Annotated in this window: 10 protein-coding genes; 5 read left to right on the top strand and 5 right to left on the bottom strand. The window is 37.5% G+C overall.

What is annotated here, in order from left to right:
• Positions 1–101: 101 nt before the first annotated feature.
• A complete protein-coding gene (locus ACMA47_RS10660; RefSeq protein ID WP_413929770.1) occupies positions 102–2,462 on the top strand; it encodes a TonB-dependent receptor in 2,361 nt (786 codons plus the stop codon).
• Positions 2,463–2,468: 6 nt separating this feature from the next.
• Entirely contained in the window at positions 2,469–3,671 is a 1,203-nt protein-coding gene (locus ACMA47_RS10655; RefSeq protein WP_413929769.1) for a hypothetical protein, read from the top strand.
• Between the two features lie 152 nt (positions 3,672–3,823).
• On the opposite strand, the gene ACMA47_RS10650 is transcribed toward ACMA47_RS10655, so the two are convergent.
• Together ACMA47_RS10650 and ACMA47_RS10645 are read right to left on the bottom strand one after the other, a co-directional pair.
• A complete protein-coding gene (locus ACMA47_RS10650) occupies positions 3,824–5,947 on the bottom strand; it encodes a TonB-dependent receptor domain-containing protein (protein WP_413929768.1) in 2,124 nt (707 codons plus the stop codon).
• 10 nt (positions 5,948–5,957) lie between these two features.
• Positions 5,958–7,166 carry a PepSY-associated TM helix domain-containing protein gene (locus ACMA47_RS10645; protein WP_413929767.1) on the bottom strand — a complete coding sequence of 403 codons (1,209 nt, stop codon included), beginning with the start codon at positions 7,164–7,166 and terminating at the stop codon, positions 5,958–5,960.
• 282 nt (positions 7,167–7,448) lie between these two features.
• On the opposite strand from ACMA47_RS10645, the gene ACMA47_RS10640 reads away from it, so the two are divergent.
• From ACMA47_RS10640 to ACMA47_RS10630, 3 genes are all read left to right on the top strand, one after another.
• A complete protein-coding gene (locus ACMA47_RS10640; protein WP_413929766.1) occupies positions 7,449–8,984 on the top strand; it encodes a YifB family Mg chelatase-like AAA ATPase in 1,536 nt (511 codons plus the stop codon).
• 441 nt (positions 8,985–9,425) lie between these two features.
• Positions 9,426–12,533, top strand: coding sequence for an amino acid adenylation domain-containing protein (locus ACMA47_RS10635; RefSeq protein WP_413929765.1), 3,108 nt, complete (start codon positions 9,426–9,428; stop codon positions 12,531–12,533).
• A 161-nt stretch (positions 12,534–12,694) separates the two neighbouring features.
• Positions 12,695–12,985, top strand: coding sequence for a hypothetical protein (locus tag ACMA47_RS10630; protein ID WP_413929764.1), 291 nt, complete (start codon positions 12,695–12,697; stop codon positions 12,983–12,985).
• 160 nt (positions 12,986–13,145) lie between these two features.
• Here the strand turns inward: ACMA47_RS10630 and ACMA47_RS10625 are convergent, their stop codons facing one another.
• From ACMA47_RS10625 to ACMA47_RS10615, 3 genes are all read right to left on the bottom strand, one after another.
• Positions 13,146–14,372 carry a spondin domain-containing protein gene (locus tag ACMA47_RS10625; protein ID WP_413929763.1) on the bottom strand — a complete coding sequence of 409 codons (1,227 nt, stop codon included), beginning with the start codon at positions 14,370–14,372 and terminating at the stop codon, positions 13,146–13,148.
• A gap of 132 nt (positions 14,373–14,504) precedes the next feature.
• Complete coding sequence (locus ACMA47_RS10620; RefSeq protein ID WP_413929762.1) at positions 14,505–14,981, bottom strand: YdeI/OmpD-associated family protein; 477 nt, start codon at positions 14,979–14,981, stop codon at positions 14,505–14,507.
• Positions 14,982–15,059: 78 nt separating this feature from the next.
• Positions 15,060–17,267: a S46 family peptidase gene (locus ACMA47_RS10615; RefSeq protein WP_413929761.1), complete on the bottom strand. Its 2,208-nt coding sequence runs from the start codon at positions 17,265–17,267 to the stop codon at positions 15,060–15,062.
• Positions 17,268–17,291: the final 24 nt, after the last annotated feature.

Here is a 17,291-nt window from a genome sequence, read left to right as displayed (position 1 = left end):
TCAATATTAATTATAATTAGAACAATTAAAAATAAAATCCTTTTTCCTTTGGGAGTTTACAAGTGAACCTTTAATTTTGCTATTTATAATAATTATAAATAATGAAATTGTATCAGCGTATTTTTATCTTTCTCATTTTTACCCTTACAATTTCCCTCATTAAAGCACAGGATGCTGATTTTACAGTTCAGGGAGCAGTACAGAATCACGCAATGCAGGGATTAAACGGAGTAAACATTTTTGTTGAAAACACAAAAATAAATACAAAAACCGATCAAAACGGAAATTTCAAGATCAGTTACAAGAAAGGAGAAGCTACCTTAGTCTTCAGCCTGGATGGCTACAAAAAACTCAAAAAGAAAATAAACTTCGGTAGCAAAGTATCTCCGCTAATTATTCAGTTAGCTGATGATCATGCGGCTGTGCAAGAAGTTGTAGTACACGGCAAGGGTAAAGTAAAAGCACTGCAAGACGGTGCTTTTACTGTTAATGCTATTGATGTTGCCAAATTGGCCAATACCACAGCAGATCTTAATCAGGTTCTGAACAGAACAACAGGGATTAAAGTCCGCCAACAGGGAGGTATAGGTTCCGATTATAACTTTTCTATCAATGGAATGTCTGGTAAAGCAGTGAAATTCTTTATCGATGGTGTTCCTTTGGAAATGCTTGGAAAAGGAGTGGATCTGAGTACATTGCCTGTAAATATGGCAGACCGTGTTGAGATCTATAAAGGCGTAGTTCCTATCCATTTAAGTACAGATGCAATGGGTGGAGCGGTCAATATTATTACGCCGTCAAGCAGCAAAAATTACCTGGATGCAAGTATAAGTCTTGGTTCTTTTAATACCCAGCGTATCAATCTGAATGGACAGTTTAAAGATGATAAAACCGGAATTATCATGCGTATCAACAGTTTTTATAACCATTCGGATAACAACTATCTGATGAAGGATATGAAAATCTGGAATGCCGCTAAAAACGAATATGAGCTAAAAGACCTGAAACGTTTTAATGACAGGTATCAATCTGTTTTTGGGATGGCTGAAGTAGGATTGGAAAACAAAAGCTGGGCAGATTCTTTCTTTGTGGGAATGTCACAATCCGTTTTTGATAAACAGATCCAGACCGGTTCCAATCAGGAAGTCGTATATGGTGGGGTAAAGCAAAACGGACAGGCTCATAATTACTTTATGAAGTATAAAAAAACAGGGCTGTTCAATGATCATCTGGATGTGAATGTGTATGCCGGTTTCTCAAAAAGCGTTCAGAAAGCAACAGATACCCTTATGCGTAAATACAGCTGGGATAACACTTTTGAACCTTCTGCTACCAGTGAAAAAGGAGGAAGAACAATCATCATGCAGCATGAAGACCGTCTTTACTCACAGGTAGGAGCTACTTACAAAATCGTTGAGCATCACAAGCTTATCTTCAATTATGTGCTTGATTACCTTAAGAATACCACATTCAATCAACTTGAAGAGGAAAAAAAGAATGTACCTCCGGCGAAAATGACCAAACAGATCTTGTCTATGGCTTATCAACAGGAGTTTTTCAATAAGCACTGGACTAATATTTTCTTTGCTAAATATTACCAGGTAGGACTTCAGAAAATGGTTTTCGATCCGGTGACCAGAACTGATAATCCGGCAAAAGACAATTTTAGCAGCTGGGGCTATGGCTTTGCTACCACTGTGAAAATTACAAAAGGATTGGGAATAAAAGGATCTTTTGAACGTTCTTATCGTTTGGTAGAACCACAGGAAATTTTCGGAGATGGGGTTGCTGTAACCAGTAATATGAATCTGAAGCCTGAAACCAGTAATAATGTAAACGTAGGGTTGTACTATGGTCACCATTGGGGGCAGCATGCGTTCCGTATAGAAGGAGCAGGATATATTCGGGATACAAAGGATTTCATTTATACCGTTCCCAATTTATATAACAGTACTTTCAAATATGAAAACCTGTCTAATATCTTTACACGAGGACTTGAAGGAGAGATCGGTTACCAATACAAAAGACTCCTGAACGTGTTAATGAATGTGAGCTACAACAAAGCGTATGACAATACAAAATTTGCCAATAACAGTGATGATGTCGTTTCGGCTACTTACAAAAAAGATGTTCCCAATCAGCCTTGGTTATTTGGAAATGTAAATGTAAGTCTTGGTAAAGATGACTGGTTTCAGAAAGACAGCAGGATAGAGCTTTACTACGGACTACAGATGACAGAATGGTTCTACAAAAACTGGAAATCCTATGGAAATCCACGAAACATTCCGATTATTCCAAGACAAACCCTGCATAATATAGGTATAAGTTATTCCATGAAGAACGGAAGATATAATCTGGCGTTCGATGTAAGCAACGTTGGAGATGCACTGTCCTATGACAACTTCAAACTTCAGAAGCAGGGACGTGCTTTCTATTTAAAATTCAGATACCTACTTAAGTAAAAGATCATGACACAATATTTCAAAAACAGTATACTTTTAATACTTGCATGTTTAACCATTTTTAGCTGCGAACGCGAACCTGGTTTCGGTGACTCTGAAAGTGGTGAAAAAGACTATAAATATTTTTTACTTTCCGCTCTCGGAAGCTGGCCCAATACGGTACATTACATGACGGCTACCAATGACCTGACAAAAGGCGAAATGGATATTACCAAAGAAGGAGATGAAATTAATTCCAAAGGAACCTACTCCTACATTGTAAAAAATGGCTTTATCTACAACTATAAAACCGATCAGGGTATCTTCAAAAAATTTAAATATACACAGGATAGGCTGACGACTGTAAAAGAAGTGCCTTATACCTATATCAGTGATATTGCCAGCTATGTTTGGATAGATGATCATACTTTGGTTGTTGTAGGAGATACAGGGGATGGTCAGCATATACGCTATACTGTTTTCAATGCTGCTGACCTTAGTATTATCCGTCAGGGTGAGATTGAAGGATTTCAGCCTTTTCCAAATGCATATAATTTTTATTCGCTGGGTGCTATGACCTATATGGATGGACAGATCTATTTGCAGTACAGCTTCCGCGATGGTAAATGGCTCACTCCTGAATTTTATAATTTTGCTGTAATAGATTATAACACCTTCAAAGTAAAAAATTCCATAACGGATAACCGAAGTTCTGGGGTAGCCAATGGTTCTCCTTATTTCAAAACGACTTTTACCAAAGATAAAGAAGCTTTTTACTATACCTGTTTTCCACGTGCAGGAGCTGGGACAAGTGATATTTTCCTTTTCAGGGCTCTTAAAGGGGCAACTTCGCCTGATGCAGGATATCAGATCAATCTTACCAGTCTTGTTGGAAACAAGCCTCTGGAAACAGTTATCGATTATATTGGTAACAATAAAATGGTAGTTCTGTACCGTGATCAGGCATTAGGAGGCAGTTACAATGGTCGGTATGCTATTATAGATATCGAAACCAAACAGTTGGTGAGGGTTCTGGACGAATTGCCGGGAGATGAACCTTACGAACAAGGTATGTTTGTTCAGAATAACAAATTATACATCGCTGTAAATGCCAGTAAAGGAGGAAACTATGTCTGGATTTATGATCAGCAAACGGATAAAATAACTAAAGGAATGAAGCTTCCCAGCAGTATTTCCGGATTTGCCCGTTTCGATAAATTTTATGACTAATTATAGCGTATAAATTTCGTAGAAAATATAAAATGTTTATTTGATTGAAAACCGGGTCTCAAAAATTTTTGAGACCCGGTTTTTTGTTAAACTATTGTCGATCATTTGTTTAAAAAAACCTTGACAAGGCTGAACTACAATGTCCGGAAATATTAAAGCTTATAATTGAATGACAGCGTTACTACCCGGCTGTCCAGATTGTATTTTTGTCGGATGGTAGAACTGAAATTATTTCCTGTTACACGGTAATTATTGGTCTTTAATAAGTCTGTCACAGCAAGTTTTACGGTTGCTTTATCCTTTAATAATGTTTTAGAAACTCCTAGTGTCAGGTCAAAATAGGCATCACGGATAAACAAGCCAATATTGGATTTCGAAAAATACTGTCCATTAGTCTCTGCTTTCAATCCTTTTGCAATGCTGAAGCTGTTTTGTGCGTTCAACGTAAATGCCAGTTGTGAACTGTTGACCGAGTAATTCTGGTAGTTACCCTTATATTCACTGTTGAATACATTCAGCATAGAAGTAAGCGACCACCATTTAAAAAGCTTTGTAGTGGCTGTAATATTGGCACCATATACATAAGACTTGTTTAGATTATCCTGAGTTTTTACCAGGATTCCTGTGTCTGGCTGATAGTTATATACTTCTGTCATGACATCATTTGTAACACTAAAGTAGGCTGATGCAATAATGTATTTTCCCCAGGTATATCCCAATTCTGTTGCGTGGGTAAATTCCGGATTCAGATTCGGGTTTCCTTGCCAGTAGTTGAAAGGATCATCATAAAAACGGAACGGATTCAAATCGAAGTGGCTTGGTCTGTTGATTCTTTTACTGTATGAGGCATAAAATCCATGTTGATCATTCATCTGGTATTTGATGGATGCACTTGGGAAAAGGTTGGTATAGTCTCTTTTTCGCTGTTCCTGGGAAGTTTTCTGGTTGATGTCCGTATGGGTTACTTCTGTTCTCAACCCCAGCTGAAATGTCCATTTCGTCAGATTAAGCTTGTAGTTGGCATACAATGCATGTATCTGCTCTTTGTATGAATATTCATTACTTGCTTTATCATCATTGATCCATTCATTATCCTGTTGTATAAAATACTCCGAAGGATTGTTATTAGACTTTATAGTCGACTTTAATCCTGTTTCCAGATTATGCATTTCGCTGAAAGGCAACGTAAAATCTACCTTAGCATTGAAAACTTTCAGACGGGAAGCAATGTTGCCTCTTCTATTGTTGAATTGCTCTGTTCCCAGATTCACCAATACATCTGAAATCTGATTCTGACGGGAAGAAAAACGTGAAGTTTCATATTCCAGATCCACATCTACCTTATAATCTTTATCGTTGAAGATATGTGTACCCTTTAAATTATAGGTATAATCGTACCAGTTTTCCTTGCTTTTATTATCTGAAAGTACATGGGCAAACAGGTTATCTATTGGCTGAAATATTCTGTTTTCCCCTTTAGAAAAATCTTCATATCTCCCTATTTTAGCATCAAATAAAGCCCCAATAGTTGTTTTATCACTAAAAGCATAATCAGCACCAAATTTAAAGTTATTAGAAGTTAAAGGCTCATTGGTCATGGAGTTCTGATCTGTTCTCCGGGTCATTTGCTGAGGTTGTTTTTCATCAAAGAAAATCTGACTGAAGTTCCGTCTTTCTTCTTCCCCACGGAACGTATAGCTGTAATCTCCGTGTAGAGAAAGTTTATTGTGAGTATAGGTCAGGCTCAATCCTGTATTTATCCTGTTTTTACGACCTCTTCCTCCGTTCAGATAATAGTTGCCACTCAGTCCTTCTGATGAGCTTTTTTTCAGGACAATATTAATGATACCTGCATTTCCCGCAGCATCGTATTTAGAGGAAGGATTGGCAATTATTTCAATATTTTTTACCAGGGTGGAATTGGTAGAACGTAACAGGTTGGCCAGTTCTTTTGCCGACAGTGAGCTCAGCTTACCGTTAATCATTACACTTACTCCTTTTTTGCCTCGTAATGAAAGTTCCCCTTCTTGCGAAACTACCACACCGGGAGTTTTGCCAAGCAATTCCAAAACAGAAGTACCATCAGATAACACACTATTTTCTACATTAAAAATCATTTTGTCAGCTTTTTGCTGGAAAACGGCTTTACTCCCTTTTACTACAATGCCACTGATCTCTGAGATTTTATCTGTCTGTAAAGAGTCGTTCTGAGTTTCAGTCTGTCCGTAGGCATTCAGACTCGCCATTAAAGGGAGCCATATATAGTGTTTCTTCATGATAATAGATTTAGGTTGTTGGTTTTTTTTTATTTTTTCTGCCCCACCAGATCATAAATCCGGTTATGGGCAATGAGGCACAGAATAAACTCATGATAAAGGCCAGAATTTTTCCGGGCATTCCGAAAAAAGCTCCCACGTGAAGATCATATGTAGCATCTGTAGCTCTTTCTGCCATAGGTTTGTCTTCGTGGGGATGGTTAAATAAAAGTTTTCCGGAATGTTCATCGAAAATCATCATCGAAGACTCAGCATACGTAAACTCTTTATCTTTGATCCAGATGCTTAAATTATCGTGTTTGTGATCTGCTTCAGCATGGTCTTCCAGATCAATTCCAAAAGAATAAGCTTTTGGATAATGAGTTTTTACCTGTTCTATAATACGGTCGATGGTGGTTACAGTTTCCACAGATTCCGGAGCGGTTGTTTTATATTGACTGAAATCTGGGGTTGCAGTGGAAAAGCCATTGAGTAATGCATATACCCACACTTGAGTAATACGAAACGAATACATAATACCCGTGATGGCTACAACAATCGCAAGAAAAGAGGCATAAAACCCAAGGATATTGTGTACATCATAATTTTTACGTCTCCAGCCTTTTACTTTCTCCCAACGGAACCATAGACGTTGTTGACGCATTTTTTTATTCTTCGGCCACCATAGGATAATTCCCGTAATCAGCATTATGACAAAGATGATGGTAGATATTCCCACGATAGTACCGCCAATTTTATTGCTTAGCAGCAACGAGCGGTGCAGAGTCATGCAGATGAAGAAAGGATTGTTTTTTACATCATATATGGCAAGTACCTTCCCGGTATATTGGTTTACATACACGTTTTTATAAACAATAAAGGTATTGAAGTGATTCCAGCCCTCTTCATTAACTTTAATCAGTCCGAACTGATAAGAGCGGGCAGGATCTATAGGAATCGTTACTTCATCTGTTTTTACGATTTCATTTTTCAGCTGGGCATTCACAATATCTTTTAACTCGCGTATAGGAATCGGTTTTTTATGCTGAATATCTTTTTCTCCATGGAAGGTTGTTTCCTTGCGCAAGGCAGCGGTAATGTCTTCATTGAAAACAAAAAAAGCACCTGACAGCGAAACTATTAGTACAATGCTACCTGATAATAATCCGAGCCATAAATGAACTTTCAGAATATATTTTTTAAAGGTTCCTTTGGATTTTTTGTTACCGGTCTGCTGCATTTTATATCTATTTAGTCTTATTAAAAATAAATAAGCCACAAATATAACTTTATTTATATTAATTCTAAACAGAGAGATAACTTTATTTCTCCTTTAAAACCTGATTTTTATTAGGATGTATGCAATCTGAACAATATAGAAATCTTAATAGCTTTGAAGAAAGTATCTCAATGCTCTTTTATTAATATGTTTTTAGATATGCTTATTTATATAGAAAATCATTAATCTAACTTTCAGATTTTCAAAATACTATATTGTTTACTTTTACTCCAAAAACACACCATGCTGATCAAAATTTATGGAAGTGCCATTCATGGAGTGGCTGCACAGACCATTACTATTGAAGTGAATGTAGATACCGGAGGAGTAGGGTATCATCTCGTTGGACTTCCTGATAACGCTATTAAGGAAAGCAGCTACAGAATTTCTGCAGCTCTTAAAAATGTAGGATTTAAAATCCCTGGAAAGAAAATAACCATTAATATGGCTCCTGCAGATCTTAGAAAAGAAGGTTCTGCCTACGATCTCAGTATTGCCATTGGTATTTTGACGGCTTCAGATCAAATACTGGCAGAAAACGTTAAAGACTATATTATTATGGGAGAACTTTCACTGGACGGAAGTTTACAACCCATTAAAGGTGTTTTACCCATTGCGATCCAAGCCAGAGAAGAAGGCTTTAAAGGAATCATTCTTCCCAGACAAAATGCCAGAGAAGCGGCCATTGTCAATGATCTTGATGTATACGGTGTAGAAAATATTAAAGAAGTTATTGATTTTTTTAACGAAGGAAAAGCGCTTGAAAAAGTAACATTGGATACCAGAAAAGAATTTCATGAAAAAATCAATGATTTCCCTTTCGATTTCTCCGAAGTTAAAGGCCAGGAAACAGCCAAAAGAGCGATGGAAGTGGCAGCAGCAGGCGGACACAATATTATTCTGATCGGTCCGCCCGGAAGCGGAAAGACCATGCTGGCCAAAAGAGTTCCCAGTATTTTGCCTCCACTGACATTGAAAGAAGCTTTGGAAACAACAAAAATTCATTCTGTAGCCGGGAAGATAGGAACAGAAACATCATTGATGACAGTTCGCCCCTTCAGATCTCCACATCATACCATATCCGATGTTGCCCTGGTAGGAGGAGGAAGTTACCCGCAGCCAGGAGAAATTTCCCTTGCTCATAACGGAGTTTTATTTCTGGACGAAATGCCGGAATTTAAGAGAACCGTGCTGGAAGTCATGAGACAACCTTTGGAAGATCGTGAAGTAACGATCTCAAGAGCCCGGTTTACGGTAAATTATCCGGCAAGTTTTATGCTGGTAGCTTCTATGAACCCCAGTCCGAGTGGATTCTTTCCCGATGATCCTAATAATACCTCATCTGTTTACGAAATGCAGCGGTATATGAGTAAACTTTCGGGGCCGCTTTTAGATAGGATTGACATTCATATTGAAGTTCAAAAGGTAGAATTTGAGCAGCTTTCCGAGAAAAGAAAAGGAGAGAAGAGCAAAGAGATCAGAGAGCGGGTTTTGAAAGCAAGAGATATTCAGAATAAAAGATATCAAAACCTCAATATCAGCAGTAATGCCCAAATAGGACCGAAGGAAATTGAAGCCTATTGTGAACTGGATGAAGCTTCTTTCAGTCTCATCAAATTGGCAATGGAAAAACTTAATCTTTCAGCAAGAGCTTATGACAGAATCCTTAAGGTTGCCAGAACAATAGCAGATCTTGAAGAATCTGAAAATATTCTGTCTCACCATATTTCCGAAGCCATACAATACAGAAGCCTGGATCGGGAATTCTGGAACGCTTGATTTTTGTTCTATTTGATTGATTTAAAACTAAATACTCAGTTTTGTTTTCATAAGTTTAATTCTTACATATGGAATTAACATAGTAATTATGTAACGCATAAGTTAAAATATTATGTTAAGTTTGATTGCCAAATTATTTAAAATATCACATTATGAAAATCAAATTCATAAATACTACGTAGGAAGTGTATCCCACTTACAAAGGATAGACGAAATATATTCTTCCTTCTTTTTCGAATAGATACATAACGTTTGAATACGGACTGCCGGCCCACTCATAGAAAGGTTGGTGTATACCCTAAATCATTCAGTTTTGAGAAACTATCAGGAAACACATTTAGTAAATAAACAGTGGTTATCCCTCATGTCTTTACTTTTTAGATGTTTTCTATAGCTGAAATTCCACTTACAAATTTTTAAACCAAACCAAATCAAATTATTATGTCAAACACCATTCCCTCATTAGAACCTTTGTCATTAGGTTCAGCTGTGTTACTGTCATCTGAAGACAGAGAAAAACTTTTAAATCAATTCAATAAAACCGGTTGGGAGTATCATCATGAAGAAACATTGGAATCTCTTTTCAGGAAGCAGGCAATCCTCCATCCTGATAAGACTGCCGTGGTTTACCAGGATCAGGAGATTACTTACGGAGAGCTGGATCAGAGAAGCAATCAGGTCGCCAACCTATTATTGAGTCGTGGTATCAAAGATGGAAAATATGTTCCTATCTGGCTGGACCGTTCTTTGGAATGGGCCATTGCGATACTTGGGGTTATCAAAACAGGAGCAGCCTATGTTCCGATAGATCCTGCGTATCCTGTCAAAAGAGTAGAATATATTCTTTCCGATACCTCTGCTGATCTGATCATTACGAATCAAATTCTTAAAGAACTTTTATCAGAAACCGAAAAGTCAAAAGTATTTGATTTGAGCAATATGGAGAATCTTAATCATTTATCATCAGAATATCCAGGAATTAATATCCATCAGCATGCCCTGGCATATACAATTTATACCTCAGGCTCAACGGGTAAACCCAAAGGAGTGATGGTAGATCATCAGGCTATACAACATCTGGTAACATGGCATAATCATCATTTTCATGTGGATCATAGTTCAAAATTAACTCTTGTCGCAGGGTTGGCATTTGATATCTCTGTTTGGGAAATGTGGTCTGCTCTTGCTTCCGGAGCTACTATTTTTATTGCTGATAATGAAGACAGAACAGATGCATTTGCTTTACTTGATTATTATAGACGAAATCAGATTACACACGGTTTCGCACCTTCTGTTTTGGCTCCGCCAGTAGTTAATTATTCCCGTAATTATCATGATCTGAAACTGAAATATCTCTTTACGGGAGGTGAAAAACTAAAACCAGTGCTTACCTCAGAATTAAGCTACGAGCTGATAGATTATTACGGACCAACCGAGTGTACCGTATTTGCGACATTCAAAAAAGTGAAAGATGTTAATGGAAAATATGTTTCATCTATAGGCAGGCCGATTGCCAATGCAAAAGCCTATATTCTGGGAGAAAATAAAGAATTACTGCCTGTAGGAGCTGTAGGAGAACTCTGTATTGGAGGAAATCTTTTAGCAAAAGGATATCTTAATAATAAAGAACTTACAGATACTAAATTCATTATCAATCCATTCAACGAGACAGAGAAAATATACCGTACAGGAGACCTTGCCAAATGGAATCCGGATGGTGATATTGAATTCTTGGGAAGAATTGATAATCAGGTGAAAATTCGTGGTTTCAGAGTTGAGCTGGGAGAGATAGAACGTTCATTGACTCAGCAGGAAAATATTAAAGAAGCTATGGTTATTGGTAAAGAAACAGAAGGGAGCACCAAATATCTGATTGCTTTTATTGTATTAGACTCTGGAGCAGTAGCAGATATTTCATCAGTCCGAAATGCATTGAAAGAAGAACTTCCGGGCTATATGATTCCTGCACAAATTATTTTTATAGATAAAATTCCGTTAACAGCAAATGGAAAAACAGATACACAGATATTAAAGGATCTGGCCGATAAAGAAGCAAAAGAATTGATTTCATTTGAACCACCCACCAACGAGACCGAAAGAATTATTGCAGATGTCTGGTCGTCTGCATTGGAACGCCCAGTCATCAATATCACAGATAATTTCTTTGACATTGGAGGAAACTCTCTGTTGGTTGCAACGGTAGCGGTTGCTTTGCAGAGAAAGCTGGATGTAAAAGTGTATCTGCGGGATATATATCAGTATCCTGTATTGCAGCAACTGTCAGAAGTTCTTATTAACAGATCAAGAGAGGCAAGGGAAGCAATCCCCATGGAAGATGTAGAACCGTATGTTGAACTTCAGAAAGATGTTTATCTTGCTCCGGGAACTGTTTTTGCAGGTGGATTTGATCCTCAACAGGTGGAAAATCCAACAACCATATTTTTAACAGGTGTCACAGGTTTTGTAGGAATTCACCTGTTACAGGAGCTTTTGGATACTACCAATGCTGATATTTACTGCCTTGTAAGAGCTCAGGATGAGTTTTATGCAATGGAAAAAATTGACAGATGTTTTAAGCAATATCATATTCCTCAACATGTAGAACAGAAATCAAGAATTATTCCTGTCATCGGAGATCTGGCTCTGCCATCCTTAGGATTGGCAGAAGAAACATTTACAAAACTGGCAAAACAAACCGACTTGATTTATCACTCCGGAAGCTCAGTTAACTTTATCGAACCTTATTCCTATATGAAAGCACCCAATGTAGAAGGGCTAAGGGAAATTATAAAACTGGCAGGAGCAGAAAGAACAAAATGTCTTGCCTTGCTGTCAACCATTTCCGTATACAGCTGGGGACATCTATTCACAGGAAAAACGGTAATGCTTGAATCCGATGATATTGAACAGAATCTGATGTCTGTAAGCAAAGATATTGGCTATGTAAGAAGTAAATGGGTGATGGAAGCCGTTGCTGATTTGGCTGCAAAAGAAGGACTTCCATTAATTACTTACCGTCTTGGATATGCCATGTGCCACAGCGAAACAGGCGCAAGTGCATCCTATCAGTGGTGGTCCGGATTGGTGAAAAATTGTATAGAGTTCAAATCTTATCCAGCGCTCACTGAGCTTAGAGAGGGTCTTATTACCGTAGATTATATGACGAAAGCCATGGCTCATATCACGAAAAATAAAGAGGCAATAGGGAAGAAATTCAATCTGATTGCCCGTCCGGAAACGAATCTTACCTTGGAAGATTTCTTTGGACTCATGAAAAAAAATTACCCTTTTACCCTCAAAGACCTTCCTTATAAAGAATGGAGAAAACAGTGGGAAGATGACAGCAAAAACCGTTTGTATCCATTGACGAGTCTTTTCAGAGATAATATGCATGAAGGCTTATCTACCGTAGAACTTTACCAGAATACTTATGTATGGGATTGCTCCAATGTTATTCAGTATCTGGAAGGGTCAGGAATTCAGGAACCGGTATTTGATAAAAAAATATTGGATTCCTATTTACAATATCTTGGAATTCCGGTTGAATAGAATTTGATAATTGAAAAAGCCCAGACAGATCCTGCCTGGGCTTTTAATTTTTTGTTGAATAAATACGTCAAGTTTTGTCGTGGTTGAGAAAGATATTTGTATCAGGGTAATGAGAAAGGCTTATTTCATTTTTAATTAACCGAAAACCAAAGAAAAAATAAATGGATACTATTATTGTATTGTCTAAAGATTTTGCGGCTAACGAAAGTGCTGTGGTCGATCTTAAATCCAGTGGATTTGTCAACCCATTGAGGGCCCTTACGTTTCAAAATAAAACAGGACAATCTGCAAAGTTTCTTTGGCAGGGAGATACAGTCTATAACAGAGACAAGGCAGGGTATTTTAAAGAAGTAAATAATGATCTGGGAGTAAAGGTGAGTCACTATGAGGGTTTTATAACCATTACCAATGGAGGAGGAGAACAGTATTTGGAAGGAGAACTGAAACTCTGATAGAAAGATTATATTATTTTGTAATTAAAAAAGTTGCCTCAAAAGTGTCATTCTGAACGAAATGAAATGGAGTGAAGAATCTCAAATTGTAAATTCGACATAGTCCATAACAAAAGTCAAATTACTTTACTTTTGAGACAACCTCTTTTTTATGTGAAGATTAATTAACGGTTACTTTAATCACATTCTGTACTGCAGGAACAGGATAAAAGTTTCCTACTTTGGAAATAACCTTATTTTCGCTTTGTGGAGTTCCACCGAATAAAGCCTGATGATTTCCCGCACCCGGATATTGGTCAATACCTGTCCCGGAATCAAATAATGAAGTTTTTAAGCTGAGGTCTCCTTTAGTATTAGCATCAATACTTTGTTCATTAGCATAGAACCAGTCATTGGAAAAACCAAACATGGTTGCATAGGCAATTTTATCACCTGGCTCAGCATTAAAGTTGGTGGTTACCTTACTTCCCGGAGTTACAGGAGCATTTCCTGCAACATATACTCCTTTTACATTAGGTAAAGATTTTAAACTGTTTTGAAGCTTGGCTACATTTCCAAACTGTGCAATATCTTTCAGTCCCATTCCACTGTCTAATTTGCCTAATTCATAAATTGGATTTTTATCACCACGATAAACAACCACCAAGGCAGGAGAAAGCCCAGTCATAATTCCTGTATTGGCATTCAGTTTCGTCATCATTTTACTGATATTTCCCATTTGAGCAATATCTGTGATTTCAGGATTGGATAAAGCATTAGGTGTAAAAAATGGAGCACTGTTCAGCAGCTGAGATCCATTGTAGTTGGAAACTGCCCATACACCGGGAGAAAAAGGAGTTTCGTTGGCTGTTCCGCCAGAGGTATTGGTAATGGTCAGGGTAAATTCTGAAGTTACGTCATTGTAAGTAAGGTTAAGCTTCATAAGTTGTGAAGCATTGACATTAGGAACCTGCATAATGGGTTTGCTTTCAACCTGTCCTGTGATGTCATCTTTGCTTCCGTTATCCCACAATCGGACACTTGAAGAAACATCTCCGGTAATAGCATTTCCATTTGAGTCAAACAATTTGATACCCGGCTGCTGGGACGCGAAAAACCAGTCCTTTGAAGCTCCGTACATTGTTGCAAACATTAAAGCCTGTGCTTTTCCTGCACTGAATTTAACAGAAACAGATTGTCCGGGTAAAATAATAGGAGGCGTTCCTGTTCCCTGAAAACTTCCGCTTTCTACAAAATCTTTGGGTGTTACAACGTTTTCAAAAGTAATGGATCTTTGAAAACCCATGTCCATCATCATGTCGTTATTAGAATCACTGCATGAAGTTAAGGAAAACGCAGCTAGAGTAGCTGCAGCTAAAATTGATGTTCTGAAAATAAACTTGTTCATAAAAGTAAATTTTTATAGTTATAATTGATATCTGTAACTATAGTCGGCTACTTTTTGAGATCCTGACAAAAAATATTTTTTTATTTCAATTTTTTTTAAATGTATCGTTTTGAGAGGGAAAAGTAAAGCGGTCTATATTCCCTTTTTTCCATCCAGAATCATCTGGATCATTTTTATCTTTCTGTTTTCTCTCGTTTCCGGTTTCTTGGCTTCTTCAATCCAACGGATATATTCCTTTTTGTGAGTATAGCTCATTTTGTCAAATAAGGTTTTTGCTTCCGGATTTTCATTAAAAACAGAAGCGATATCATCTGCAATTTCAACTACTCTTTCCTCCTTGTCTTCAGTAAGAGCAACAGAGACTTCATCCCCGAAATTCTTATTCAAAAGCTTTCTTACTTCCTGAGTAAGCCCTAAAATATGACAATCTGATTTCATTTTGACAAGGCTACCACGGTATTCAACTTTACCGTCAAATAGGGCTTTAATTTTTACCTGTCCTTTTTTATGAAACAATTCCTCTGTAGAAAATGGAAATTCTACGAATGCAGCATTCATTTCTCCGTTCTGTTGAATAATGGCTATGAATTCAATAGGGTTAAGATTCATGATGAAATATTTTAAGAATCAAAAATAAAAAAACCGTGAAAGTAAATTTCACGGTTTTCAAAAATAGATCAAATAAGATTATTTTTTGTTTATTTTCTTAGGGGTTGTTGTAGTCCCTGAGTTTTTAGTTTTTGTATCAGCCGGAGTGTTTGCATCTCTTACAAGCTTCAATTCGTCAACTAATCTTCTTGCACCAGCATATTTATCGATTGTCCAAAGAACGAAACGAACATCTACGTTGATGGTTTTCTGCCATTCAGGCTCGAATACGATATCTCCGCTTAATGCTTCACTGTTTCCGTCAAAAGCAATACCGATAAGGTTACCGTCTCCGTCAATTACCGGAGAACCAGAGTTACCACCAGTAATATCGTTGTTAGAAAGGAAGTTTACAGGCATATAACCTGCAGCATCAGCATACTGACCGAAATCTTTAAGGTTGTAAAGATCAATCACTCTTTGAGGAAGATCGAATTCTTCGTCACCTTTCTTGTATTTTCCAACAAGACCAGTCATATCTGTATAATAGTTATCCGTAATACCGAAATAATTTCTGTCATTTCTGATAGGCAATTTATCTACAGTACCGTAAGTTAATCTCATTGTAGAGTTAGCATCCGGGTAGAATTTCTTCTCAGGCATAGCTTTCATTAAACCAGCTAAGAACATACGGTTCTTTTTAGCAAAATTATCATCTACGTTAGCATATCTTTCAGTGCTCATTTTTTGATCTGCAACAATTCCGTTAGCAGCTTTCCAAAGTGGATCAGCATCAAGTTTCAATGCATCCGGGTTCAATAAGAAGTTCGTTGCAGAAGTTTTGTTAGCGAATATAGAAGAGTAAGCCAGGTTAGAAATTGTTTTAGCATCTAATCCTAAAATAGTAGCAGAAGCAATTTCTTTATTAGTAACTCTCATCTGATATAGGTTTACCATAGAAGAAAGCATTTCTCCTTCTAAAGATGGATTGAAGTTTTCATAAGCAGCTTTAATTGCAGCTTCAGTTTTAGCTTTCATCGCTAATCTTCCTTGCATGTCCTGAGCGGCATACGCCTTAAGAACAGAACCTACCTGTAGAGCAAGAGAGATATATTTTGCATTTCTTGAGAATTGAGACGCATAGTTTCTCTCAACATTTCTCTCAGAAACCTGCTTGTAGTAAATTGCAATATCTTCCAGAATACCATCATAAGCCTCATTTCCAGACTTCATAGACCATTGTCTGAAGATATCCTCTGTTTTTTGCTTATCGGCTATGGTTCCGTTTTTCTCTACCGCATCGATAGTTCCCTGTCTGTTTTTCCAGTAGTTCGCTACAGAAGCATATTGAGAAGCATAGTTAAGTTGAGTAGCTTTATCCTTGTCCATGTATTTTTTCATTACATCCATAGCCAATTTAGAAGCTTCAACCCATGCCGGGTAATCTTTAGTTACCATCTGCTGAATTCCGTAAGAAGTCAGGTAACGGTTTGTTCTTCCAGGATATCCTAAGATCATCGAGAAGTCACCAGGCTTAATTCCTTTAAGAGAAACCGGAAGGAAGTGCTTAGGCTTCAAAGGTGTGTTGCTTGGAGAATATTCAGCAGGGTTTCCTGCAGCGTCAGCATACACTCTGAAAACTGTAAAGTCTGCAGTGTGCCTTGGCCATTCCCAGTTGTCTGTATCTCCCCCGAATTTTCCTAAAGATGAAGGTGGAGCACCTACCAATCTGATATCTTTATAATCCTGGTATACGAAATAGTAGAATTCATTTCCGTTGAAGAAATCTCTTACTACTACCGTATATTTCCCATTTTCAGAGTTTTCAGTCTGGATTGCTTTAGTTTCAGCATCAATCACAGCTTTTCTCTCTGCTCCGGTCATATTGTTGTTTAGTTTAGAATTGATTCTTTGCGTAGCATCATCCATTCTCACTAAAAATCTTACATAAAGATCCTTTGCATTGAATTCGTCTTTCTGTTTCATTGCCCAGAAACCGTTCTTCAAATAATCTTTTTCTGGTGTAGAAGCCGCAGCAACAGCACCGTAACCACAGTGGTGGTTGGTAAATATAAGTCCTTTATCCGAAACGATTTCACCAGTACAGAAACCACCGAAACTTACGATAGCATCTTTTAAGCTTGAATTGTTCACAGAATAAATTTCTTCAGGCGTAAGATGTAGACCTTCTTTTTGCATATCAACACCGTTAAGTCTTTTGATGAGCATTAGCAGCCACATCCCCTCATCCGCCCTCATCTGAGCAAAGCCCAGTAAGAAAGTGAATAGTAGAAATAGTCTTTTCATTTTATAAAATAATTTTTGTGTCGC

It is taken from the genome of Chryseobacterium sp. T20, assembly GCF_047345655.1.
In the GTDB taxonomy this organism is placed as follows: domain Bacteria; phylum Bacteroidota; class Bacteroidia; order Flavobacteriales; family Weeksellaceae; genus Chryseobacterium.
This window is presented reverse-complemented; position numbering and strand designations above follow the sequence as displayed.